We start from the raw sequence: 22,307 nt of genomic DNA, 5'->3' as shown, positions 1-22,307 counted from the left end.
CCGGGCGGGAGGCGTGCGAACGGCCGGCTGCCCGTCTGGCGGGCGACCGGCCTGGTGGAGCAGCGCGGTGCGGGACCCGCGGAGCGGGTCCCTCCGGGCTGCGCCCGTCACAGCGAGCCGGGTCGCTGCGCTCCCCGGCCGCTCCCGCTCCGCGTGAGCGGAGGCGGCTCGCTCCGCTCACCGCCAGGCGGCACGCGCTCCGCGCGCACCGCCAAGGGCAGGGCAGCCAGGCCGCGTTGCGGCCCGGGGCCGGCCTCCGGCCGACCGGTGGCCTCCGCTGCGCTCCAGCCACCCACCACCCCACCGCCTGACCCCACGTCACCCGCCGTACCACGGGGCGCGCCACGCTCCGCGCGGCCCGCCCACGGGCCTCACGGCACGAGCAGCAGCAGAGGGAGGAGGGGTGACAGGTGGTCGAGCGGGTGAGGGGGCTGAGCCGGGGGTTGCGGGGGCGAATTGACCGACCGTCAGGCTGCTTTCCGGGGTGCCTATAAGGCAACAGTAACAGAATTCAGCCACGTTCGAGGGACTTTCTGCGTTCTGAGTGCTTCACTTTGAAGCAAAAGATAGACTCTGGACTCAGACAACACCACCACTGAGGGGCCTGGATCGGTTTTCGATCACGCTCCCCCGCTACTGGTCCGAGGCTGTGACCGGGTTCCGGTGAGGTTCACCGTAGCCGATCGCACGCCATCTACGTGCAGGTTTCCCGTTTCCGGCCCAACCGAGAGCCCAGGAGAAGGCAGACGGATATGTCGACCACAAGCCGAACCGATCAGCGCGAGGCGGCGCAGCAGGAAGCCATTGACGCGGTTGTCCGTGCCCTCGAATTGCCTGCAAGATCGCTTGCGCCCGAGAGGGGTCTGCGGACTCAGGTGATCATGGCGACCGGGTCCGGCAAGACCCGGGTGGCGGCCCGCAGCGCGGAGAAGCTCCGTGCGGGCCGTGTGCTGGTGCTCGTCCCCTCGCTGGACCTGCTCACCCAGACCGAGGCCGCGTGGCGCGAGGGCGGCCGTACGGGTCCGATGATCGGGGTGTCGTCCCTGCGGGGCGAGGACGTGTCCTTCCCCAACACCACGGACGTGGACGAGCTGGTCGACTGGGTGCGGCCGTTCGACAAGGTCACCGTGTTCGCCACGTACGCCTCCCTCGGGCTCGGCACGCTGGAGCGTGCGCACCAGGCCGGCCTTCCGGGCTGGGACCTGATCGTGGTCGATGAGGCGCACCGGACGTCGGGGCGGATCGGGAAGCCGTGGGCGGTCGTCCACGACAACACCCGCATCCCGTCCCTGCGTCGCCTCTACATGACCGCCACGCCCCGCCTGTGGCAGCTGGACGAGGACTCCGAGGGCGCGCCGGGCGAGCTCGTGGCGAGCATGGAAGACGACCCCGAGGGCCCCTTCGGCAGCAGGGCGTTCACCCTGACCCTCTCGGAGGCGATCGACCGGGGAATCTGTGCCCCCTACCAGGTGGTGTGCGTGGACATCACCGACACCCAGCTCCAGGCCGCCCAGCTCCTGGGCGCCGAGGGCCGCTCGGACGAGGTCCGCGGAGCCCGGCTCGCAGCCCTCCAGACCGCCCTGCTCAAGGCATCGGCCGAGGAAGGCTTCCGCAGGACGCTCGTCTTCCACCACGTCGTCAAGGAAGCCGAAGCGTTCGCGGCCGGCCTGCCCGGCGTCGCCACGCAGCTGCACGCCGCCGACCCCGAGCTGTACCCGCGCACGATCTGGGCGGACTGGCTGTGCGGCGACCACAAGCCGGGCCACCGGCGCCGGGTCCTCGGGGAGTTCGCCGACGGCATCGCCACGGACGGCACGGTCGTGGAGAAGGGCTTCCTGGGCTCGGTGAAGGTGCTCGGGGAGGGCGTGGATACCCGGGAGTGTGACTCCGTCTTCTGGGCCGACGTGCGCGGCTCCATGCCCGACCTCGTCCAGGCCGTCGGCCGCGCGCTGCGGATGCACCCGGGCGAGGGCAAGGTCGCCTCGCTCGTGGTGCCGGTCCTGCTCGGGCCCGGCGAGACGGCGGACAACATGCTGACCTCCCGGGCGTTCGGCGGGCTGGCGAAGCTCCTGGAGGCGCTCAGGGCGCACGACGCCCGGGTGGTGGAGCAGTTGGCGCAGCAGCAGGCTCCCAGCGCCTACAGGCCCGTCCAGAAGGCCGCGCAGGGCCAGGAGGGCCGGGGCGAGGGGAACGGGTCTGGCGGCCCGTCGGCGCCCGCGCGGAAGCTGCTGAAGTTCAGCACGCCGCGCGACCCGGCGCAGCTGGCCGCGTTCATCAACCTGCGGGTGCTCAACCCGGAGCACGAGCACTGGCGGCGTGGGGTGGAGGCCGCCGTCATCTTCGCGCGCGAGCACGGCGACCTGAAGGTGCCCTTCACCTATCGCGTGCCGGAGGGTGAGGAGGCGGAGGGGGTCGGGTGGCCGGCCTCGCTCGCCAACTTCCCCCTGGGGCAGTGGATCGCCGACAACCGGCGCTTCTACGCCCGCGGGGACATGGACGAGGACCGCATCGAGCAGTTGGAGAAGCTGGGCATGGTGTGGTCGCACTTCGACGTCGCGTGGGAGGAAGGACTCGCGGCGGCGCGCGGGTGGGCCGAGGTGAACGGGCACCTCCTGGCCCCGCTGGACGCCACCTTCCAGGGCTACCGGGTGGGTACCTGGTTGAAGAACGCGCGGGCCGCCGCCCGGCGTGCCCAGGAGCTTGAGCAGCGCCAGGCCGAAGGGCTGCCGGTGGAGTCGTGGGCCGGCGCCTTGTCGGCGGAGCGGCGTGAGCAGCTGGAGGACATCGACCCGTCGTGGTGCCCGGCCTGGCCAGTGGAGTGGCAGCGCGCCTTCCACCTCGTCCGGCTCCACCTGGAGGAGGTCGGCGGCACGCTGCCGACCGAGCCCGGCGAGGTGATGCACCAGGGCGAGGACCTCGGACGGTGGGTGCGGGCGCAGCGGCTCGGCTGGGACAAGCTGACGACCGTGCAGCAGTGGATGTGTGAGCAGGTCCTCGGGATCACCCCCGCGACCGAGGAGGAGAAGCCGCAGCCGCGCCGTACGCAGGCCGACAAGTGGGCGCTGAACTACGAGGCCGCCAAGCAGTTCTTCGAGCGCGAGGGCCACCTGCGGGTCCCTCGGAAGCACGTCGAGACGATCGTCGGCGAGGACCAGGAGGAGCGGGAGCTCCGGCTCGGGGCGTGGGTCGGGAACCAGCGCAGCAGGGCGGCGACGCTGTCGCCGGAGCGGGTGGAGCAGCTGTCCGCGATCGGGATGCGGTGGTCCTGATGGTGGGCGTCGTCGTCACCGCGGCCGTCGCGCTCGCGGCCGGCTATCTGCTCGGGCGGCTGCGCCCGCGGCGACGCCTGGGCGACTGGGCAGCCGATCAGGTCCGCCACGCCGGGGCGTGGGCCCGGGGCGGCGCCGGGCGGCAGGCCGTCGTCGTCCTGGCCCACGCCGTCACCGCGCCGCGCACCAGCTGGCGCATCATGCGCGCCCCGGCCACCGACGCCCCGGTGCCGGTGCCCGTACGCGATCCGGACTGGGTCGCCAACCGCACCCGGACAGACCAGGGAGGCACCCTATGAGCACCGAGCAGTACGACCCGGTCGCGTACGGCCAGGAGCTGGCCACCGTCAGCCACCACCAGACCGAAGCCACAAGCGCGCGGTTCGTGGTCTTCCAGGCCCTGGCCGCCGTCGGCATCGGGCACGAGCAGGCTGACGACATCGTCGCGGCCCTGGAGGCCGGGGCGGTCGCCGGCGCTCACACCTGGATCTCCGAGAGCAGCCCGCCGCACGGAGCCGAGCCGCGGTTCGAGGACGGCTGGTTCGCCGGGGTCCGCGACGTCGCCAGCCACCTGCGGCGCATCGCCGACACCACCGCCACCACCGGGCGGGGGCGCGCTGCGTCCAGCGCCATGCTCCTCGCCCACCTCCAGCAGCCCGCATCCCCCGCCCCGCAGGAGGCTCCGGCGGAGGAGCCGGGCCCGGCTGTGGAGCTGGACGCGAAGGAGGTCCTGGCGGCGGCGGAACGCTTCCCGTGGGCCCTGGCCGCTCCGGGGACGCGGCACTGGCCGGACGGGGAGTTCCTGGACGTCGCGCTGAGCGCGGTGCGCCCCGAGGAACGCCAGGGGTACATCGAGCGCCTGGAGGTGTTCGTCGAGCAGTACCGCGAGCGCCTGGAGGAGCTGTTGCGGGCGTACGGGCCGGGCAGTCGGCCCGCCTCCCACGGCCGGTACGCACTGATCGGGCAGCCGGAGACCCTGGTCATCCTGGAGCGGATGGAGACCAACCCGTTCGGTCTGCGCAGCGAGTGGGAGAAGGAGCTGGAGACCGTCTTCCTGGACGACCTCGAGTTCGCGTGGGGGCCACGTATCCGCCTCAGCCGGTGAGCAGCCGGGCAACCAGCAGCGGGGCCGGGCAGGTGATCCTGTCCGGCCCCGTGTCTCGTCCGCCGAAGTCCTGCTCTCCCCCGCGCTCCCGGCCGCCGTCGCAGTCCAGCTACCTCTTCCCACGGCTATCGCGTGGAAAGAGGTGTCGCCGTCGCGGGGAGGCTTGCCCACCGGCGCTGACCAGGAACAACGAGCGGTGTCCGATTTGACGGGCTCCCACCGCCGGTCACACCTCCGGTCCCCCGCCGCATGCAACCGTCCAGGCAACGGTTCAGCCTCCCTGCGGTGCAACCCTCTTCACGGCCGCCGGGGCCGGGGCAGGCGGGGCGTGGGCCAGGCCGGCTCCCACCGCCAGGCCGCCCACCGCTCCGCGTGCGCGAACAGCCCGGCGCGTTCGGCGAGCATCGCCAGGACCTCGGCGCGGGCGTCGTCGACGGCCTGGTGCTCGGTATCGGTGACGATGCCGAGGCGGCGTACGTGGGCGTACTCGTCTTCGTCCTTCCACTCCCAGTGGGTGAGGTCGGGCGTGACGACCAGGTCCACGGTGAGGTCGAAGGTGTCGAACCCGTCCTCGGTGCGGCGGGTGGGGTGCTCGAAGTTGACGTACCAGTTCCGCAGCCGGCGCCCGCTGGCGCTGTCGGGGACGAAGAAGGCGTTGATGCTGAACCAGGCCGCGGGCGGCTTCCACAGCAGCAGGTCGGTCTCCTGCCACACCGCGTCTGCGAGGTCCCATCGGCCGGTTGCCATCGCGTCGAACGCCTCCGTGCGCACGGAGCGGTCCTGGTCGTCGCGGGCCTTCGCGTACAGGGCGGGCCAGCGGGCCTCCGCCCCGGGCGCGCAGGCGGCCACCAGCGCCTCGCCGGTGTCCTCGAGGACCCGTAACGCCTGCTCGCTCCACACCCGGCCCCCACGGTGCACGTCGCGCCGTACGACCGTCTCGCCCGTCTCGAAACTCCGCACCACGTCCTCCTCCACCAGCCGCAGCCGGGATGTCCGGGCCTGGCTTGCCCACCTCAGCGCGCGCCGGCCGGGGTGGGCAAGCCGCCATCCGGGGCGGCTTGCCCAGGGTCCCCTTACGCTTGCCCACTCCCCTGTGCCGGCGGCTTGCCCGGCTCAGCCGCGCAGACGGGAGAACCAGCCGGTGCCCTTCTGCTTGGGCACGGCCTGGTCCTCCTCCTGGTCGCGCTCCTCCTGCCGGGAACTCACACCCCAGGCCCGGTCCAAGTCCTCGGACCGCTGGTCGCAGTCCCCGCACAGAGACGGACGCTTCGCCGGGGAAGGACCCCAGCCGACACGCTTGGTCGCCTTCCACCGTTCGTCGGTGAACGCGGCACCGCACTCGGTGCAGACGGGGCGCTCGGGGGCGGGCCAGAAGTCGTCCGACCCGGCCTCACCGCGTATCGGCTGGCGCTCTGGGGTGTCAGCCGCTGTGCTGACGACGGCGCCGGCCTTGCAGTCGTCGCACAGGTGCGGGTGGGAGTCCTTCGGGGTGCCCCAGTCCTTCGGCTGTACCGCCTCCCAGCGGGTGTCGGTGAACTTCGCCCCGCAGCCGGTGCAGACGGGGCGGCGTGCCTCGCGCTCGGCTGCCTGCTTCGCGGCGTGTTCCTGGGCTGCCCGCCGCATCTCTGCCTGGTACGCCGCCGCGCGGGCCTTGGCCTCCTCTTGCTCCCGGGCGTCGGCGGCCTCGCGGCGCGGGTTGCCGATCGCCTCCAGGAGGGTCTGCGGGCCGCTGCGGCCGAAGCGGGCGAACACCGGCCCGGCCGGACCGTGCTCACGCAGCTGGTTCAGCCCGACCGCGATGATGGGGATCTTCCGGTCGTAGAGGTGGTGGCCGCCGGGCAGTCGCTGCCCCTGCCACAGGTGACGGGTCAGCTCCATCAGGCGCGGGATGGTGCGGTTGGGGTTGCGCTCGCCGATGCGGTTGAACACCAGCAGCACGGGCGGATGCGGCGTATCGCCGGGCCGGCCCTCGGGGACCGTCCAGCGCGTACGCCACATCGGGCGCTCCTTGCCGTCGGTGTCCTTCACCTTCCGCTTGAAGAACCTCGCGTACTTCTCCAGCTTGTCGGCGAGCTCCTCGGCGGTCTCGTGGCAGTTGTCGACCTCGATGAACAGCAGCGGCACCCCGTCCTGCGGGGCGGTGAGCACGATGTCGGCCTGGGCGCCGCCCTTGCCCGGCGCGTTCCACGTGCCGGTCGCCGGGAGCGGGACCTCGGTCCAGAACGAGGCGATCGTGCCGATCCCGTCCGGTGAGTCGACGGCGGCCTGGGCGGCGGCCCGGACTTCGGCCGAGTCCTTGGCGAGCCTGGCCATGTTCGGCTTCGGGCGCAGCATCGCGATCACCGTCTCGTTGACGGCCATCGGGTGGGAGGCGCCACTGGAGCCCGCGCCGCGCGCGGTGGAGCCCATCTCCGTCACCGGCCGGTTCAGCTCGTAGGAGGCGGCCAGAAGGCCCTTCGGGGTCAGGTTCCGCAGGGCGTCGCCCGTCTCGGTGGAGCCGCCGTTCTCGGACAGGCCGTGCCCCCGCATGTCGGAGAGTGCAGCGGTGTGCGAGGCAGTGCGGGCCTGCTTCTGCTTCGACGGGGTCTCCTTGTCGGCGTGCCGGAACGTCAGGTGCGGAGCGCCGATCCGCTGGATCTGATCCGTCGTCGCAACCTTCAGCGCTCCGAGCACGCGCAGCACGTCGCCGCGGTAGTTGTTCGTCGACCCCGCCGGGTTGTTCTTCCGCTTCCCCGTCATCAGCTCTGCTCCCTCGTTGCTCGCGACCGGCCGCCCGCCGACCGCCGCCGCTGCTGGCGCTGGCCGCGCCCGGCCTGGGAGGGCGTCCGGGCCCCCCGGAACCCGATGCTCTCCTCCACTACGGACATGTAGAGGAGAGAAGAGGGTTGTGACGGCGCGATTTTCGCGCCGATTACGGCCCTGACAAGGGGGTTTCCCCCGGCCTCGGGTGCCGGGCACCAAAGGGGGATCCCAAGGGCCCTCCAAAGGGGGCACCCAGGGACGCCCCTTGGGCTTGCCCAGTCCGGGCCGGCCTTCACGTCCCATCGGCCCGCGCGGCGCCGCTGCCCGGCCCTCGGGTGGGTGGTCGTCATCGTCTGCTCTCCTTCGCTGCCCCGGCCGGGGCGGTCGGGGCGAAGAAGCAGCGTGCACGGACCCCCCTTGTCCGCGGTCTGACCGAGGCCGGTAGCGGACGCTGTCTAGGGGAAACGTGGCCGTGGGCGGGCCGGTAGCAGAGGTGGACAAGGGGTCATGGTCGGGCTCGAGGTCGGACCAACCAAGCTGGACAAGGGGGTCCGGTTTGGCCCTTGCAGACCCGATTCGCCGCTTTCGGATCGGGGGGAGAGTTCTCTGGCCTCTGTCCACAGGTCGATCGTCCGAGGCTGCTGGGAGTCGTCGTGATCCGCACGGCGGCACCCAGTTAAAGGAGGCTTCCATGCCGTACCTGATCCCGACCCGTACGCCGCTGACGCCCGAGCAGGTAGAGCAGGGCTTCGACTACCTCCTGGCGCTGCAGACGGGCGGCGGCACCTACGCCGCTGGGCGGGTGGAGGCGACCCCGGAGCTGGCGTTCGTCCTGCTGCAGCTCGCCGAGGACATCATCTGGTTCGTCACGACCGTGGACGGGAAGGCCACCCACCTGTGCGCGGACTCCTTCGTGCTGGACGAGGTCGGGTGCGTCCTGCTGTCCGCGCTGCGGGACTGGGCGCGGGACTCCCCCACCACGGCGGTACTCGGCATCGCCCGCAGCATCATCCGCTTCGTCGAGAACGTGATCCCCGACCCCGACGACCACGGAGACACCCGCGCCACCCTGGAGACGGTGCGCGACGAGCACCTGGCGCTGGCGCACGCGGTGCACTCCGCACCCGGTGCGCACCGCTGACCGCACCAACCGCACCACCGCACCGGGTGGGAGCGCACCGGTGCGGTGGAGCGCACCATCGGGTGCGCACTGGTGCGGTGGTGCGCCCATCCGGTGCGCACCGAGTCCAGCCGGTGCGCACCACGATGCGCACCACCGTCCATCCGGTGCGCTCCACTCGGTGGGCGGTGCGCGCGCCGGTGCGGCCGGCGCGCGGGAGTGGGGCGCATCGGGTGGACTCGGTTCGGTGAGTGGGCCCGGGTGGAGACGGTGACGTCGGTGCGTTTCTCCTTGACCTGAGCCGAGGTCAAGGAGAAACGCACCGGGGGGATGCGCGGCCCCACTCCCGTCGATGGCGTCCACTTCCACTCGGTGGGCTCCACTCGGTTGAGTGGATGGCGAGCACGGTGGCGTCCACTCCCGGACGGTGGACTCCACTCGGTGGAGTGGAGCCGGGCGTCGTCGGTGCGCACCACCGCACCGGGTGCGCACCATCGGGTCCACTCAGTGGCCGGCCTCCCGGCCGCGGTGCGGTGCGGGCTGCTGTGGGCGGTGCGTCTGCTGGTCGTCCGGGCGCACCGGGCGCACCGCGTCGGCGTCGGCTGGTGCGGTGTGGCGGTCCGCGCGGGCGCGGGAGTCGTTGACCATCTTGGTGCCCGCCTCCCGGATGCGGCGCAGCCGGTCGGCGGTGAGATCGAGGGCTTCCACGTCCGTGCGGGACTTCCGCAGGGCCCGCAGCGCCGTCATGTCGATCGCGTCCCCGCGACCGGCCTCCGGCTCCTGGTCGTCGTGGTCGGGGTCGGCCGGCTCGGGTGCGAGGAGCTGCTCGGGCATCGCCGCCTGCTGGTGGGCGACGACGTCGTACGCCCGTCCCCGCACGGCGGTGGTGGTGCGCAGCTTCTGCCGGACTACCGCGCCGGCAAGGACGGCACGGTCGTACTGGAGCGGGATGCGCGGTATCTCCCACTCCCCCGCGTCCTGGCCCGGCGGCCGGAGCGCGGCCGGCTCGCCGGGATCGGCCGGGGGCTGCCGGTCCAGGTCGGGCGCGGGGGCCGGTGGGCGGCGGCGGGCGGGGAGGTCGGCCAGGTCCCACCGTGCGGTGTAGAGGCGGTAGTCCGCCAGCAGGCCGATGGTGGTCTTCGGCTCGCTGATGTCCAGGCAGTGGGTGGAGATGGCGGCGGCCACAATCTCCTCGTCCAGGCCGGGGTCGCGGCGGCGGCCGCGCAGGACGAGGGCGAGGTGGCGGCGGGCTTCGGCGAGCAGGTGCCGGCGGTGGAAGCGGCCGCCCTCGTTCATCACGAACACCGTCGCGGTGACGTCGACGGCCGCCAGGGCGACGTCGACCACGGCCGCGACCCGGGCCCGGATCGCGGCGGCCGCGGCGCGGGCGTGCTCGAGGAGGGAGGTGATGACGTCGGCGGCGACACCGGAGGTGAGGATCGCGCTCGCCTTCCACCAGACGCGCAGCTGCGCGAGCGGCTGGGTCTTCCGCTTGGGCGGGCGGGTCTTGCGGGCGGCTATGGCGTTCAGCTTGGCGCGGGCCCGCTCGGAGACCACGGGCAGGAACCGCGCTTCGCCGTCGTCGTCGACGGCGGTGACGTACTCGTGCTCCAGCTCGGTCAGGCAGGCGGCGATCTGGTCACTGCGCCGGGAGGTCCAACGGATCAGCTCGTGCGGCACCCCGGCAATCTCCATCACGGGCCGGCGCCCCGGGGTGACGGTGCGCGGCTCGGTCGCCAACCCGAGCTCCTCGCAGACCTCAGCGGCCACGATCTCGTTGTAGAGCGCGGAGGCCGCGACCGTGTTCTCGTGCAGGGCCGTGGTGTGGATCGACCCCCACTTCCCGTCCAAGCGCTGCCCCTTCACGCTCAGCAGCAGATGGTCATGCAGCAAGGGTCGGCCCGATCTCGCCTCGTAATGGCGGAAGCGCGCGGCGACCAGACCGCCCGGCGGCCGGACCCGGTAGATGCCGTCCTTGCCGTACCGGATCACCGCGACCTCGTCCTCGATCCACTCCAGCACCCGCTCGATCGCCCGCTCGTGCGCGGCCTCGATCACCAGACGGGTCTCCTCATCCCCGAACGCCCACAGGAGGTAGATCGTCGGCTGCGGCCGGAACACGAAGTCCACGCCCGTGACCGTCACCCGGCGTCCGAGGGCGCCGGCCCGATACGCCTTCTTCGGGGAGTCGCCCGCGGCGAGCCGCTCGGCCTCGATCCGGTCCGCGTCCGGGTGGCGGCCCCGCTCACCGAACAGGTTCCGCAGCTGCGCCTCGGTGACCTCCTCACCCGGCGCAAGCCCGAGCGTGGCGAGTCCCCGGCCCATCCAGCGCCCGACCGGGACGCCGGCCTGCTCTTGGGCAGCGCGCAGCGGCGTGCGCGCCGGGCGGCGGCCGTCGCCGACGACGGTCTCGCGCAGGTAGTAGCGGTACATCTGACCGGCCCGGATCACCCTGATATCCACTGTCATGCAGACCACGCCACACGGCTCTGACCTGCAAGAAAAGACCGATCAGCGGCGCGTCCCGCCAGGCGGGAGCAGCGGCCGGACTTTCTTCTCAGGTGCCCGCCGGGCGGGACGCGGCCCCGGACCGGGCGGGAATGTCATCGCTCTCTGGCCTCAGCGGCCCAGCAGCCGCACGCTGTGCCTTTAGGCGAGGATGCTGGCTTCTCCAAGGTCAGCTGCTGCCGTGCTCAGGAAGGCGTTATACGCCTCGCGTGCCCTTGATCGCAGGCGCTCAAGGTCTGGCTTTTCCGGGTCGAACCCCTCATCCATCAAGAGCTGGGCGTAGTTCGGTGATGGCGACGAGAGAGGACCGGTGTCCAGGTCCTGTCCCTTCAGATCAGCGATTGCGCGGCCAGTCGCCCGGCTGAGGAGGACGCACCATTTGGCTACCTGCTGAGCGCCCTCTGCCACCGGCCGGGTGGCGTCCAGTTGCAGAAGGACTCGCTGAGTGTCGACTTCGGTCTGCCGGTACCTGAGCGCCTCCTTCCACTGCTTGTGCGCGTTCTCGGTCCAGACCTCACGCTGATCCGGGAAGCGCTCCACCCGCTCCAGGGGAATCAGGGTGGTGGCAAGCCTGTCCAGGTAGTGGTCGATCGTTTTCGCATAGCTGGCGTATGTGGCTCGTCTCGACTCTCGCAGAGCCCTGAGTGTCTCGGTCCGAACTTGGTGGCGGGCGGTACTGCGGCTGAGGAGGGCGGCGGTAGCACCCGCCGCCGCTGTGCCGAGAGCCCCGACGGTGGCACCGAGAACGGCAGCAAGTCCTGCATCCATCGGGCAACCTTGCCGCGCGGCACGTGACCCGCACGAGATGACGATCAGCCATCCGACGCCTTACGGATCCGGTCAACTAGTGACGCCCGGCCGGGCCCGAGCGTCTTCCGGTACTCCGACCCCCGGTCAGGCGTCCGTTCCATTGGGCGAGCGGGGATGGTGCGGATCACGGACGCCATCATGTGATCAGCGCGCACCACCTCGCGCGGTCACATCTCGTTGGGCTGGACATGAAGCTGACTTCCGGGCCGGGCAGGGTCGAGGCGCTGGCGGAGGAGGCCGTCGTGGCGGCGTGCGCGCTGGCCGACGCCGCGGGCCCGTCGCGCTGGAGCGCGGACGCGGTGGAGGATGCGGCCGCCGCCCTCGAGGTCCTGGCCGGTGCGCTCGCCCAGCTCGGTCCCGAGTGCGCGGAGATCCTCTCCGTCGTGCCGGTCGCCGCGGCCGCCGTCGTCGAGCGTGCTGAACAGGCTGCGGCCGGGACGAGCGAAGCCGCCGGCGGCAGGGCGACGGCAGGGACGAGTGCGGCGCTGCGCCAAGCCCTCGCCGCTCATGGCCTGACTCGGAACCGTGTGCACCAGCTCGGTGCCGCGCTGGTCACCGTGACGCTGGACGCACCCGAGGCGCAGGCCCTGGCCGTGCTCCTCGGCCGACGCGACGCCCTCCCGCGGCAGGCACCGCCGGAGGACAAGGACGGCTGGGGGTCCGGGCCGGCGGAGACTGCGGCCGCCGCGCTCGCAGACGCTCTCCGCGCGCACGGCACGGGCGCGTACGCGCGGGTCCTGACCTCCGGGCAGGTGAGCGCCGGCCTCACGCCGCAGGCAGCCCAGGCGGTGGTCGCGGCCCTCACGGCCCGGCCCGGCGGTACGCCACGTGGCAAGCGGCGCGGGCTCGGGTCCGGATACAAGGGCATCGTCCGCTAGCTGGCCCGCCCCAAGGGCTGACAAGAGAACCCGGCCCGCTGTGTGGTGCGGACCGGTTCTTTGCGGCGGGGCCGGTTTCCCAAGTTTGGGAAACCGGCCCGCGTCTGGTGCGCTACTTGGGGGCTGCCTTCGTGATGGTGGTCGCCCAGGAGGCGATCTCCTCGGTGAGGCGCCGGGCGTCCTCTGGGCTCTCCTCGAACGCCTTCTTCACCAGCGCCCGGGTGAGGTGCTTCTTTGCGAGGGCCACCGCGTTCTCCAGCTGGCCCACCGCGCTCGAGGTGGTGGTGTGGTTGGTGCTGCTCAGCACCTCTCCCTGGATGGCCTTCGTGGCCTTGCCGTACCCGAGTTCGTCGACGGCTGCCTTGAGGGTCGCCGCGGTGGGCTGCCCGTTCTTCTTCTCGGACTTCGCCCACGCTTCGCTGACAGCTTCCAGGCCGTTGTGTCGGAGTACCGGGGCAAGGACCTGGACGTGGCCTGTGTTGGCGCTCGCTCCTTCCGGGAGCGCCTTCTGCACCTTGGCCGTGGCGACCAGGAGGTAGCCGTGGGTGGAAGAGTAGTCCCACCGCCGCTTCACGTAGTCGACGAAGCTCTCGTACTCCGGGCGCCACAGCTCGTCGTCGTGGATGAGCGCCAGGGCGGGGCCGGCCTCTCGAGTGAACCTGTCCTTCGCCTGCCGGACGGTGAGCTCCGCATTGTCCTGCGCCTTGCCGATGATGCCCTCGAGGACGGCCAGGCGCTCCGCCGCCGTTCCCTCGTGCGCGGCGCGCGGGAGCGGCACGAGACCGACAGGCGTATCGGCCGGGTCGGCTCGGTCCGCGGCCTTTTGGAGGCCACCGCGGCCGGCTTTCGCGGGGGGCGCGGCGGCTGCGGCCTTCTGAAGGAGTCTGGAAGCCATCAGGCGCCCTTCTGTGTGACGACGTGGTCCAGGAGCTGCCCGTACCAGCGGCGGAGTTTCTTGGCTTCGCGGCCGGGGGCGGAGGTGATCGGCGCGCAGGCCACCCGGCACTCCTCCCGGACGGAGTAGCTGACGATTCCCGGGTACTGCCCTTCGTCAGCGGTGAGGGAGTCGAGGACCTTATCGCCGAAGGTTTCCACGAGCTGCTGGTTGACGAAGTGATTGACGGCACGCATGTCGTCCTTCTTCGGCAGGATGCTCCTCACCACCCCGGCGATCTCCAGGTTCTCGTTCATCCCGCTGCCGGGGGCGCTGACGAAGCGGATGGTGCGGAGCGCCTGCTCGGCACCGAGTCGACCGTCGGCGGTGAGGGTGGCGGGGATGAGTACCTTCTTGGCGGCGATGAGCGCGCAGGTGGCGAGCTTCCCGCCTGCGCGTGGCGGCACGTCCATCACGACAAGGTCAATCTCTCCGTCCAAGCCCTCCAGGGCTCGGCGCAGCCGTGCCTCGAACATGGTGGAGTCGGTCTCCCGGCGACCGAGAGGCCGCTCGGAGGGAAGCACCCAGACGTTGGACGGCCACCCGTCGCCTGCCTGGACGATCGCGTCGTGGATCAGTTCGGCGGGATCACCAGGAGGCGTGTCAGCCTCGGGGTCGATGTAGAGGAGGTCGTTGAGGGTGAAGCGTGGGTCCTTGACTCCGAGTTCCTCGGTGAGCGTGGCCCGGGGATCGAGGTCGACGGCGAGGACGTTCAGTCCGCGTTCGGCGGCTTCGGCCACCATGCCCGCGGAGTTGCTCGTCTTCCCGACGCCTCCCTTCTCCGAGTAGTTCGCGACTGTGTCCACGCCCGACCTCCACCTGTGCGATCACTTCCGCGCCGGATCGTCGCTGCTCAGGCACCCTCCAGGCAAATCAGCGTGGCGGGAGGCGTGGCGTTGACCTGCGCGTACGGGAGGCAGCGTAGCGGTCCGCCGTTTCCCAAATTTGGGAAACGCCCGCCCCATCGCCCTCCCGGAGGAGACCGGCCCATGGCTTTGATCTTGCGGGAGGGCCCTGAAACGCAAGAAGGCCCGGCACCCCGCGATCGTCTGCGGGGTACCGGGCCTTCGGTTGTCAGGCTGTCCAGGTCGCGGGCGCGACTGCCTCGGGGTCAGGGATGCCGGCGACGGTCACCGGCGCGGCCGAGTGTCGTGTCGGTCGCCTTGAGCACGCGCGGCAGATGGACGTGGAGGTGTTCGACGTCGACCTGGAGGCCGCGGGCGCGGACTTCTCGGGCAAGGAGTTCGGTGAGGCCAGATGCCCTGTGCCTCCCGCCTGCACAGCCGATGGCGATACGGCGGGGGCCGGCGGGCAGGGTCGCGTAGTCGGCGAGATTGGCGAGCAGCTCGCGAGCACCGGGGGTATTGAGGACGACGTCCTGGACGCGGGGGTTGAGGCCGTCGAGGTCGAGGATGTCGCGGGCGGCGGCCGGGTCGCGGAGCCGGTCGCGGACGTCTTCGATGCGGTCGGCGGGCGGGACGGGGGAGCCGTCCGGGCCGGTGGGAAGGTGCAGGTAGCCGAACGAGATCAGCCGGATCGTACGCAAGGGAGCCTCCTGCTCGGTGATGAGGTGCGGGAACACGGGGAGCGCCGCGCCCGGCCGGGAAGGGCGGGCGCGGCGCTCCGGGTGGTGCTACTGGGTGGTGGTGTCGGTGACCACGAGGAACTGGTCGGTGCTCAGGTCCATCACGACCTGAGCGTTGGTGCCCTGGGCGCGCTGGGCGGCTGCGTACTCTTCGGCCGGCCACGAGCCGCGCGGAGCTCCGGCGGGGAACCGCTCCAGGACGGTCCGGGGCTGCTCGGTGGTGGCCATCAGGAGTCGCCGCCGTTCACGCGCTCGTGGATGTCGATGAGGTGGGCGATGGCGTCGGGGTTGTCCGCCAGGCCGACCCACGCCCCGTACGCGGTGAAGACGGGGACCTGGTCGCGGTCGGGGTCGAAGATGACGACGTAGTCGCCGTACCGGTCGAGCACCATGTCGCGCAGGACCGGGACCAGCGCGGTGTCGAGGACCTCCAGGGCGTCGACGACGAGCCGGGCGGGCTCGCCGGGCGCCGACGGCTGGACCAGGGTGCCGGTCGCGCGCAGCAGGTCGCCGGGCTGGATGGCGGTCAGCAGCTCGTGGACGATCCTCGGGTCGCCGCTGGTGCAGGTGACGACCGTGTCGTGGATGTCTTCCTCGACGGCGTCGAGGTCGGTGGGGACGATCAGGTCGAAGGTGGCGGTGTCGCGCGGGCCGGGGGCGGGTATCGCGTCGACCCATCCGTCGAGGGCGCAGTGCTTGGTGTCCATCAGCTGGCCTCCGCCAGGGTCTCGGTGGTGCGAGGGGCGCGGGGTCGGGTGGTGCGCTGGGCGAGGACCAGGAGCTCGCGGTTGCGCTGGCGCTGTGCGTCGGTGAGCGGGCGGGCCTTCGCGCCGTGGCAGTGCCAGAGCGGGGATGCCGGCGGCTCGGGGTAGGCGAGGGCGTGGTCGACGTCGTGGTCGGTGCTGCTCATGGGTCCTCCGGCTGGAGGTGAGGGGTTCAGGCGTGGTCGGTCGTCGCGCCGCCCTTGGGCGGGTCGGAGACGAACCGGGTCTCGCTGGGGTGCGCCGCGTTCCAGAGCTCCGCGCAGACTTTGTGGACGGGCTCTTTGGCGTGGGACCTCAGCGGGGTGGTGGTGCCGCACAGCACGCACGGGGCGGGCGGCCCGAAGTGCGCGGAGTGGCGCCAGTTCAGGAGCTGGACCGGCGCCGTGGGCTGCTCCGGCTGTGCGGGCACCGCGCGCAGGTGGCGGCGCCGGGCAGTCACGGCCGCAGGTCGGGTAACTGTTGGAGGACCAGGGCGACGAGGTCCGGCGTCGGTCTCCAGGCGGAGAGCGCGCCGGTGGCGGGCACCGGGAGGGGCAGCTCGCGGATGTCGTCGAGGACCAGGTGGTGCACGTCGCGCTGCGCCCAGGGGCTGGTGCAACGCTCGGGGCCCTGGTCGGGGTGGCAGTCGGTGAGCCGGGCGACGCCGATGACCGCGCCGCGGTGGAGCTCGCGGCCGCGGATCGCGGTGGCCACCAGCGGGTCCCGCAGCAGGGCGGGGTCCGGCTTCGCCTTCCCGGCGTGGATGAGGACCCAGCCTCGCCACGGCCAGTTCGCGGGCCGGTTCTCCGTGCTCTTCCCGGCGAGGATGCAAGTGGCCCAGGGCTGGCGGATCGTGATGCCGCGAATCCAGTCGCCGGTCGGCGGAAGGGGCGGAGTGGTCATGCTGCTCGCCCCCAGACGGCCGTGCCCGGCCGGCCTGCGCGGCGCCCGTTGACGGACGGCACGGAGGCGTGCGCGGCGGTGGCGAGGACCGGGCGGCCGGTGTGCTTGCCGTCGTACAGGGCAGCGTCGGCCGCCCGCTGAAGGAGCGACAGGTCCCGGCTGCCGACGGCGGCCGGGGTGGCGGCGCCGACCGAAGCGGCGACGTCGACGGTGCGGCCGTCGTCCAGCGTGACCGGGGTGTGCAGCATCCGGACCAGCTGCTCCAGACGGAGCGCGCGGCGGTCGGCGGGCAGTTCCAGGACCACGGCGAACTCGTCGCCTCCGAGGCGGCCGACCGCTGCGCGCGGGCCCGCCCAGGCGGTGAGCCGGGCCCCGAACGCCGCGAGGACGGCGTCCCCGGCCGGGTGCCCCATCGTGTCGTTCACCGCCTTGAACCTGTCGGCGTCGACCATGACCACGGCCGTGTCGCCGTGTCGGGCCAGGAGCCGGCGGGCGCGGGTCGTGTAGGCGTCGCGGCGCAGCAGGCCGGTCAGCGGGTCGCGGCGAGTGGCGGCGAGCTGCCGGTGCAGGGCGACGGCGTGGACGGCCCAGCCGGTCAGCGGCACGGCGGCAGTCGTCAGTAACAGGGTGCGCTGGCCGAACCGGCTTCGAGCGCGCGGGAGGGACGACATACTGGGTTCTCCGTCTCGTCTCGTACGGGATGGGTAGACCCGGGGCAGGCGGTCGGTTTGGACGCCGTGAGCGCCTGTCCCGGGGCGGAGCTACAGCGCGAAGTCGCTGTGGGGGGTGCAGCTGAGCGGGTTGTGCCAGCGGCCGGCCTTGGCGGCTGTCCACTCCAGCTCCCAGCCGGGCCGGATCCCGGACGCTCCCCAGCCGTCCGGCTGCCTGCCGGGGACCTCGAGGCCCGCCGTGCGCGCGGCGAGCGCGGCGTCGTAGACCTCGTGGGCGCGGCGCAGGGCCGTGGCGGGGGAGTCCGCGACGCCGGTGAAGACGTGCAGACCCTTGAGGGCCGGGTTGGCGGTGTCGTGTATCGGGACGTCTACCTCGAAGAACTCTCGGCGGTTCGGCATGACGGCCCCTTCTCCTTCCTTGTCTGGTACGTGGGGCCACCGCGCCGTCCCGGCCCTCACGGTGGAGAGAGAGGGGAGCGGCGCGGCGGCTGGCGGGGTCAGTAGCCGCGGCGGTCGTCGACGGCGTCGGCCGTCTCGGCGATCTGGGCGGCCAGGCGGTAGAGCTCGCGCGCGGCGGCCCGGACGGGCTGTCGGCGGATCATCTGGGCGGCGAACTCGGTTGCCTTCTCGGCGAGCGCGCTCGCCTGGGTCGCGAGGACCTCCTCGGCCGCGGTGTCGCCGGGTTCGACGGGCAGCTGGGCGAGGAGCTGGTGGACCACGGCGGCCATCACGGCGCTCGCGTCGGTGAGGTCGCCGGCCGACAGCCAGTGCGCCAGGTCCTCGTGCCCGGTCAGGTCCGGGGTGTAGGCGGCGGTCGGCGTGACGGCGGTGGTGCCCTTCGTCCACGCCTGCAGGATGATCCGGCCCTGGTACGGGTCGGCGCCGATCCTGCGGTCGGTGACGGCGTGGACGAGGGTGACCGCCCTCTCGCCGGGTCGGGTGTCGGGCACCCAGGCCCCGCCCAGGCGCTGGATCAGGGCGGCGCCGAGGCGCTCCAGCGGGTCGGGCTTCATGGCCGGGGTGTTGTCGGTGGTGGTCATCGGACGGTGTCCCGGAGTTCGTGCTGGCGGCGGGAGCCGCGGACGTAGGTGATGCCTTCGGCCATGTAGTGGAGGTCGATCAGGGTGCCGGAGTTGTCGATCCGGTCGCGGAGCTCGTCGAGGCGGGCCCAGGCGGTGCGGAGCTGTCCGGCGAGCCAGGCGGCGTCGCTGGTGGTGTCCTCGCCAAGGCCGGCCTCGATCGCGGCGAGGCGGTCGGTGTCCTGCTCGCTGGCCGCGAGGTAGGCCAGCGCGCGGTGGTACTCGGCCTCGGTGAACAGCTCGTGGACGCGGCGCAGGAGGTCGGCCTCGGGGTCGGCGGCGTACTTGGCGAAGCCGCGCTCCCAGACCAGACGGCGGGCCAGGTCGTAGTCGTCCCGGCCGGGCTCGGCGCTGTCGATGCGGAACGTCATCGGGAGCTCCTGGCGGTGGTGGGGCCGGGGTGGCCGATGAGGGTGGCGATCTGCTTGGTGGAGAGCAGGTGACCGGACCGGTCGAGCTGCTGGTGGAGCGCGGTGACCATGGCGTCGCGGCAGCGCAGCCGGGTGACCTCGGCGACGAGCCAGGCGACGTCGGCCGGGGCGTTGGCGATGAACTCGCCGGCGGGGAGCTTGGTGTCGCCGCTGGTGCCGAGGACGGCGACCGGCTGGCCGGTGATGTCCTCGATGAGACCGGCGTCGCCGGAGCGCTGACGCCAGGTGGCGTCGGGCAGGGCAGCGAGCCGGGCCCGGATCTCGGGCAGCCGGTCGGTGAAGGCGCTGTGCAAGGGGTTCTCCTCATGCAACGGGCCGGGCCGGGCCCGGGGCGGGCCCGGCCCGGCAGGGGACGGGACGGTGGTCAGAAGTCGAGGCGGACCGTGATGGGGATGCGGCGGTCGCCGTAGTCGCGGCGGGGGTCGTGGACAGTGCGGTTGTGCGCGGCGAGCCCGGCCGCGCCGCCCTGGACCGGGATGCGGCACTCGCCGCAGCCGTGCCACCACTCGTCCCCGGCCGGAAGGTCGGCCGGGGTGAGCGGGTGCGGGTGCGGACCGTCGGCGGCGCGGCTCACTCGCGGACCGCCGCGGCGAACTGCTCTTCCAGGTCGGCGCGGCCGTAGGGGTCGTCGTCCATGCCGGCCGCGTGGTCGTCGGCCTCCTGGTCGACGTCGCCGTAGCCGCCGTGGACGTCGCAGACGATGTCGCCGCGGTGGTCCAGGTCGCCGGTGAGCGCGCGGTACAGGCAGGTGACGCTGTAGGCCGGCGTCCAGGCAGTGGCGCTGCACTGGGGGTCGAACGGGCACCGCACGGCGATGTCGAACCCGATGTCGCCCTCGCCGTCGACGTCCAGGCGCAGCGCGAGGGTCAGGTGCTGCTGGCCGAGGCGGATCTCGCCGACGCGGTCACCGCCGGCGATGTCGGAGCCGTCCTTCCACCGCCACATCGGCAGGATCTCCTCGCCGAAGAACCGGCGTACGAGGAGCAGGTGGCCCAGGCCGTCGCCGCCGTCCAGGCCGAGGTCGGCCTGCCGGGCCGCGCTGAGCCGCCGCAGGTACGGCTCCAGCCGGTTCAGGTCGTGGGCGAAGAGGACCTGGGTGAAGCCCTCCCGGGCGAGGCTCTGGTGGGAGAAGGTCATCGCCTCGTGCTGGCGCCGGACGACGTCGTCGGGCACGCGCCGGTTCGCCGGGCGCGGCTGCTGCCGCTGGAGGCACAGCGACAGCGGCGTGGAGACGACGACCGCGACCGTCGGCACGCCGTACCGCTTCGCCGTCATCACCAGCTCCACCCTCACGGGCTGGTCCACGTTGGTGGCGTCGATGACCGTGTTCAGGCGGCGGGCCATCCGGCGCTCCAGGATGAGCTTGAGGACGTCGGCGGCGTCGGCGGTGGCGGCCTGGTCACCCGGGTCGTCGCTGACCGTGCCGCGCAGGCCGTCGAGGGAGAGGACCTGGGAGGCCGGCCAGGTGCGGGCCAGGGTGGACTTCCCGGCGCCGCTGGCGCCGATCAGCACGACGAGCGCGTTCTCCGGAAGCTGCGGGTGGATCTGGCTCACGTGTCGTCTCCTTGCGGTTCAAGGGCGCGGGCGGCCCAGGTCATGCGCTGCCCGGCGTTGTCGGTGATCAGGGCGGCGGCCTCGTGCAGGGAGCGGGAGGCGACGCCGTCGCGGTAGGGCTCGAACTCCGCCGCCCGGCGGGCGGCGGTGCTCACGAGCTGCGCGAGGGCGGGGAAGAGGCCGCCGGGGTGGGCGATGTCCTCCTGGAGCTCGCGCAGGATCGCGGCCAGCTCGGAGGCGTCGAGGTCGTGGGCGGTCAGGTCGTCCTCGATCTGCTGGAGGGCGAGCTGGGCGATGCCGAGCGAGGCGCGCACCCGGTCCAGGCGAGTGCGGGGGCGTCCGGTCACCGGGTCTTCGCCCCGATGGTGGCGACCAGCGCGGCGGCCGTCTCCCAGCCGTGGTGCCAGGCGCTGTCCAGGCAGTACGCGCCGTTGATTCCGTGCGAGGCGAGGCGCCAGAAGTTGCCCTTGCCGGTCTTCTCCGCGAGCGTCTCCAGGAGCCCGCCCTCCACCCGGCGGTCCGCGGCGTAGTGCGTGACGAACGACAGGGCGAGCGCGGCCGCGGCGGCGCCGGGGTGCAGCCGGATGCCCAGGACGCGGGCGCCGGCCCCGACCGCGAGGGCCTGGGTGGCGGTGTAGGTCAGGCAGTGCCAGGCGCACGCCTTGATGCCGTCCGAGGTGCCGTGGACGGTCGGCTCGTCGTCCGGGTCGTCGGTGGTGAGGTACACGGGCTTGGCGTCGGTGGCGCCCTTGACCCGGGCGCAGTAGTCGCTCTGGACCCAGTGGTCACCGACGTTGGACCCGGCGCGGCCCAGGGCGAGGACGGCGGCGAAGAGAGCGGGGCGGTGCGTCATGCTGGGGTTCTCCTGATCTCGAAGGGTGAGGGAGCGGGTGGCCGGCCCTTTGCCGATGCGCGGCCGCCCGAGGTCCGACCCCGGCCACAGCGGCCGGGGTCGGGTCGCTCAGAACGGGGGCTCGTCCGCCCAGGCCGGGACGGGCAGGAGCGAGAGGCACCAGGTGTGCCGGTTCGCCCAGCAGCCGCACGCCTCCATCTCGGGGTTCGCGCCGTCGACCCACCAGCCGCCGTCGCCCCGGCAGTCGGGGCAGGAGCGGCGGGGCTGGGGCTGCAGCTCGATGCGGTGCCGGTCGACGTACAGCCTCCGGTGCCCGGCCTTGAGCGCGACGGCGACCGCCCCGGCTGCGGCGGCCGGGAGGGCGGCGAGCAGCAGGACGGTCCGCAGGCGGCGGCCGGTCACGTCAGCGGGATCGCGCGGCAGGCGGTGGCGTGCTCGTTGGCGTCCGGCCGGATGCGGAACAGGTAGCTGACTTCCGGTCCGTGGGAGGAGTCGCCGCAGCCGTGGCAGCTCCAGCGGTTGTCGTGGGCGTTCTCGCCGGAGCCGGTGACGTCGACGTACGAGCCGCCGGTGGTGACGAACCGGATGAGCAGGCCCTTGGGGCGGTCGGGCTCGGTGAAGGCGGAGGTACGCACGGCGGTGCTCATGGGCTGGTGTCCTCTCGGGTCATGCGGCGAGCCGGTGGTCCGGCGCCGGGGGAGCGATGTAGGAGGTGGGGTCGGCGGGCGTGCCGTCGTAGCACTCCAGACACGAGCCCAAGGTGCGCAAGGGAAGGCAGTGGAAATAGCGCCGGCCACATGGGCCGGGGCACGTCTGGCGAGCAGCCATCGCGGCGTCGAGCGCGGCCTCCTTCGCGAGCGTCATCGGGAGCTTGGGCTTGGCCAGGTCGATCCGGTACAGCCACGCCCACCGCTTCCCGCCGCGGCATTCGATCCGGGCGACCGGCTCCGCTCCTCCGGGGCGGAGTCCCATCTCCCGCAGCTGGCGACGGGTGGCGAGGTTCGTACGTCCGGCCTGCTTCCACCGGAAGACCGGTAAGGAGCCGTCGCCGGGGTCGTTCGGGTCGATGTCGACCAGGTCCTCGTCCTGGTCGTCCATCACCTGCTCCAGGCGCCGGGCAGC

29 protein-coding genes are annotated in these 22,307 nt (G+C 72.6%); 5 read left to right on the top strand and 24 right to left on the bottom strand.

Annotation, left to right across the window (positions count from 1 at the left end; all coding sequences use genetic code 11):
- Positions 1-752 precede the first annotated feature (752 nt).
- From AB0C73_RS33410 to AB0C73_RS33400, 3 genes are read left to right on the top strand one after another with little or no spacing between them, the layout of a single operon-like run.
- On the top strand, positions 753-3,269 hold the full coding sequence (locus tag AB0C73_RS33410; RefSeq protein WP_362537226.1) for a Helicase associated domain protein: 2,517 nt from the start codon (positions 753-755) through the stop codon (positions 3,267-3,269).
- Positions 3,269-3,568, top strand: a complete 300-nt coding sequence (locus AB0C73_RS33405; protein ID WP_362537224.1) for a hypothetical protein — start codon at positions 3,269-3,271, stop codon at positions 3,566-3,568. The genes AB0C73_RS33410 and AB0C73_RS33405 overlap by 1 nt, the downstream gene beginning before the upstream one ends.
- On the top strand, positions 3,565-4,374 hold the full coding sequence (locus tag AB0C73_RS33400; protein WP_362537222.1) for a hypothetical protein: 810 nt from the start codon (positions 3,565-3,567) through the stop codon (positions 4,372-4,374). The genes AB0C73_RS33405 and AB0C73_RS33400 overlap by 4 nt, the downstream gene beginning before the upstream one ends.
- Positions 4,375-4,671: 297 nt before the next feature.
- Here the strand turns inward: AB0C73_RS33400 and AB0C73_RS33395 are convergent, their stop codons facing one another.
- Positions 4,672-5,334: a DUF402 domain-containing protein gene (locus tag AB0C73_RS33395; protein WP_362537220.1), complete on the bottom strand. Its 663-nt coding sequence runs from the start codon at positions 5,332-5,334 to the stop codon at positions 4,672-4,674.
- Between the two features lie 153 nt (positions 5,335-5,487).
- Positions 5,488-7,113, bottom strand: a complete 1,626-nt coding sequence (locus AB0C73_RS33390; RefSeq protein WP_362537218.1) for a replication-relaxation family protein — start codon at positions 7,111-7,113, stop codon at positions 5,488-5,490.
- 694 nt (positions 7,114-7,807) lie between these two features.
- Here AB0C73_RS33390 and AB0C73_RS33385 point away from each other — a divergent pair.
- Positions 7,808-8,257, top strand: coding sequence for a hypothetical protein (locus AB0C73_RS33385; RefSeq protein WP_362537216.1), 450 nt, complete (start codon positions 7,808-7,810; stop codon positions 8,255-8,257).
- A 483-nt stretch (positions 8,258-8,740) separates the two neighbouring features.
- Here AB0C73_RS33385 and mobF read toward each other — a convergent pair whose 3' ends face one another.
- Both mobF and AB0C73_RS33375 read right to left on the bottom strand, forming a co-directional pair.
- Complete coding sequence (gene mobF / locus AB0C73_RS33380; RefSeq protein ID WP_362537214.1) at positions 8,741-10,705, bottom strand: MobF family relaxase; 1,965 nt, start codon at positions 10,703-10,705, stop codon at positions 8,741-8,743.
- Between the two features lie 180 nt (positions 10,706-10,885).
- On the bottom strand, positions 10,886-11,512 hold the full coding sequence (locus AB0C73_RS33375) for a hypothetical protein (protein WP_362537212.1): 627 nt from the start codon (positions 11,510-11,512) through the stop codon (positions 10,886-10,888).
- Positions 11,513-11,742: 230 nt separating this feature from the next.
- On the opposite strand from AB0C73_RS33375, the gene AB0C73_RS33370 reads away from it, so the two are divergent.
- Entirely contained in the window at positions 11,743-12,432 is a 690-nt protein-coding gene (locus AB0C73_RS33370) for a hypothetical protein (protein ID WP_362537210.1), read from the top strand.
- A gap of 112 nt (positions 12,433-12,544) precedes the next feature.
- Here the strand turns inward: AB0C73_RS33370 and AB0C73_RS33365 are convergent, their stop codons facing one another.
- From AB0C73_RS33365 to AB0C73_RS33270, 20 genes are all read right to left on the bottom strand, one after another.
- The gene (locus tag AB0C73_RS33365; RefSeq protein WP_362537208.1) at positions 12,545-13,210 is read right to left on the bottom strand and encodes a hypothetical protein; all 666 of its coding nucleotides are present in this window, start codon (positions 13,208-13,210) and stop codon (positions 12,545-12,547) included.
- Between the two features lie 116 nt (positions 13,211-13,326).
- Positions 13,327-14,172, bottom strand: coding sequence for an AAA family ATPase (locus AB0C73_RS33360; RefSeq protein ID WP_362537206.1), 846 nt, complete (start codon positions 14,170-14,172; stop codon positions 13,327-13,329).
- Between the two features lie 305 nt (positions 14,173-14,477).
- Entirely contained in the window at positions 14,478-14,948 is a 471-nt protein-coding gene (locus AB0C73_RS33355; RefSeq protein ID WP_362537204.1) for an RNase adapter RapZ, read from the bottom strand.
- Between the two features lie 51 nt (positions 14,949-14,999).
- Entirely contained in the window at positions 15,000-15,179 is a 180-nt protein-coding gene (locus AB0C73_RS33350; protein WP_362537202.1) for a hypothetical protein, read from the bottom strand.
- Positions 15,179-15,658, bottom strand: coding sequence for a hypothetical protein (locus AB0C73_RS33345; RefSeq protein WP_362537200.1), 480 nt, complete (start codon positions 15,656-15,658; stop codon positions 15,179-15,181). The genes AB0C73_RS33350 and AB0C73_RS33345 overlap by 1 nt, the downstream gene beginning before the upstream one ends.
- The gene (locus AB0C73_RS33340; protein WP_362537198.1) at positions 15,658-15,861 is read right to left on the bottom strand and encodes a hypothetical protein; all 204 of its coding nucleotides are present in this window, start codon (positions 15,859-15,861) and stop codon (positions 15,658-15,660) included. The genes AB0C73_RS33345 and AB0C73_RS33340 overlap by 1 nt, the downstream gene beginning before the upstream one ends.
- A gap of 26 nt (positions 15,862-15,887) precedes the next feature.
- Entirely contained in the window at positions 15,888-16,154 is a 267-nt protein-coding gene (locus AB0C73_RS33335; RefSeq protein WP_362537196.1) for a hypothetical protein, read from the bottom strand.
- Positions 16,151-16,597, bottom strand: a complete 447-nt coding sequence (locus tag AB0C73_RS33330; protein ID WP_362537194.1) for a hypothetical protein — start codon at positions 16,595-16,597, stop codon at positions 16,151-16,153. The genes AB0C73_RS33335 and AB0C73_RS33330 overlap by 4 nt, the downstream gene beginning before the upstream one ends.
- Positions 16,594-17,268 (bottom strand): GGDEF domain-containing protein, encoded by a 675-nt coding sequence (locus AB0C73_RS33325; RefSeq protein ID WP_362537192.1) that lies wholly within the window; start codon positions 17,266-17,268, stop codon positions 16,594-16,596. The genes AB0C73_RS33330 and AB0C73_RS33325 overlap by 4 nt, the downstream gene beginning before the upstream one ends.
- 90 nt (positions 17,269-17,358) lie before the next feature.
- Positions 17,359-17,667, bottom strand: coding sequence for a hypothetical protein (locus tag AB0C73_RS33320; protein ID WP_362537190.1), 309 nt, complete (start codon positions 17,665-17,667; stop codon positions 17,359-17,361).
- A 98-nt stretch (positions 17,668-17,765) separates the two neighbouring features.
- Positions 17,766-18,308 carry a hypothetical protein gene (locus AB0C73_RS33315; protein WP_362537188.1) on the bottom strand — a complete coding sequence of 181 codons (543 nt, stop codon included), beginning with the start codon at positions 18,306-18,308 and terminating at the stop codon, positions 17,766-17,768.
- Positions 18,305-18,718 (bottom strand): hypothetical protein, encoded by a 414-nt coding sequence (locus AB0C73_RS33310; RefSeq protein WP_362537186.1) that lies wholly within the window; start codon positions 18,716-18,718, stop codon positions 18,305-18,307. Before AB0C73_RS33310 ends, AB0C73_RS33315 begins: the two co-directional genes overlap by 4 nt.
- Positions 18,715-19,071 carry a hypothetical protein gene (locus AB0C73_RS33305; RefSeq protein ID WP_362537184.1) on the bottom strand — a complete coding sequence of 119 codons (357 nt, stop codon included), beginning with the start codon at positions 19,069-19,071 and terminating at the stop codon, positions 18,715-18,717. Before AB0C73_RS33305 ends, AB0C73_RS33310 begins: the two co-directional genes overlap by 4 nt.
- 71 nt (positions 19,072-19,142) lie before the next feature.
- Complete coding sequence (locus AB0C73_RS33300; protein WP_362537182.1) at positions 19,143-19,352, bottom strand: hypothetical protein; 210 nt, start codon at positions 19,350-19,352, stop codon at positions 19,143-19,145.
- On the bottom strand, positions 19,349-20,332 hold the full coding sequence (locus tag AB0C73_RS33295; protein ID WP_362537180.1) for an ATP-binding protein: 984 nt from the start codon (positions 20,330-20,332) through the stop codon (positions 19,349-19,351). The genes AB0C73_RS33300 and AB0C73_RS33295 overlap by 4 nt, the downstream gene beginning before the upstream one ends.
- Entirely contained in the window at positions 20,329-20,679 is a 351-nt protein-coding gene (locus AB0C73_RS33290; RefSeq protein ID WP_362537178.1) for a hypothetical protein, read from the bottom strand. Before AB0C73_RS33290 ends, AB0C73_RS33295 begins: the two co-directional genes overlap by 4 nt.
- On the bottom strand, positions 20,676-21,185 hold the full coding sequence (locus AB0C73_RS33285; protein ID WP_362537176.1) for a hypothetical protein: 510 nt from the start codon (positions 21,183-21,185) through the stop codon (positions 20,676-20,678). Before AB0C73_RS33285 ends, AB0C73_RS33290 begins: the two co-directional genes overlap by 4 nt.
- Positions 21,186-21,293: 108 nt before the next feature.
- Positions 21,294-21,587 (bottom strand): hypothetical protein, encoded by a 294-nt coding sequence (locus AB0C73_RS33280; protein ID WP_362537174.1) that lies wholly within the window; start codon positions 21,585-21,587, stop codon positions 21,294-21,296.
- Entirely contained in the window at positions 21,584-21,832 is a 249-nt protein-coding gene (locus AB0C73_RS33275; protein ID WP_362537172.1) for a hypothetical protein, read from the bottom strand. The genes AB0C73_RS33280 and AB0C73_RS33275 overlap by 4 nt, the downstream gene beginning before the upstream one ends.
- Positions 21,833-21,851: 19 nt before the next feature.
- The gene (locus AB0C73_RS33270; RefSeq protein WP_362537170.1) at positions 21,852-22,283 is read right to left on the bottom strand and encodes an RRQRL motif-containing zinc-binding protein; all 432 of its coding nucleotides are present in this window, start codon (positions 22,281-22,283) and stop codon (positions 21,852-21,854) included.
- Positions 22,284-22,307: the final 24 nt, after the last annotated feature.

Source organism: Streptomyces sp. NPDC048623 (genome assembly GCF_040650755.1).
GTDB lineage: Bacteria > Actinomycetota > Actinomycetes > Streptomycetales > Streptomycetaceae > Streptomyces.
The sequence above is the reverse complement of the archived record's forward strand: the minus strand, read 5'-3'. Positions and strand labels throughout refer to the sequence as shown.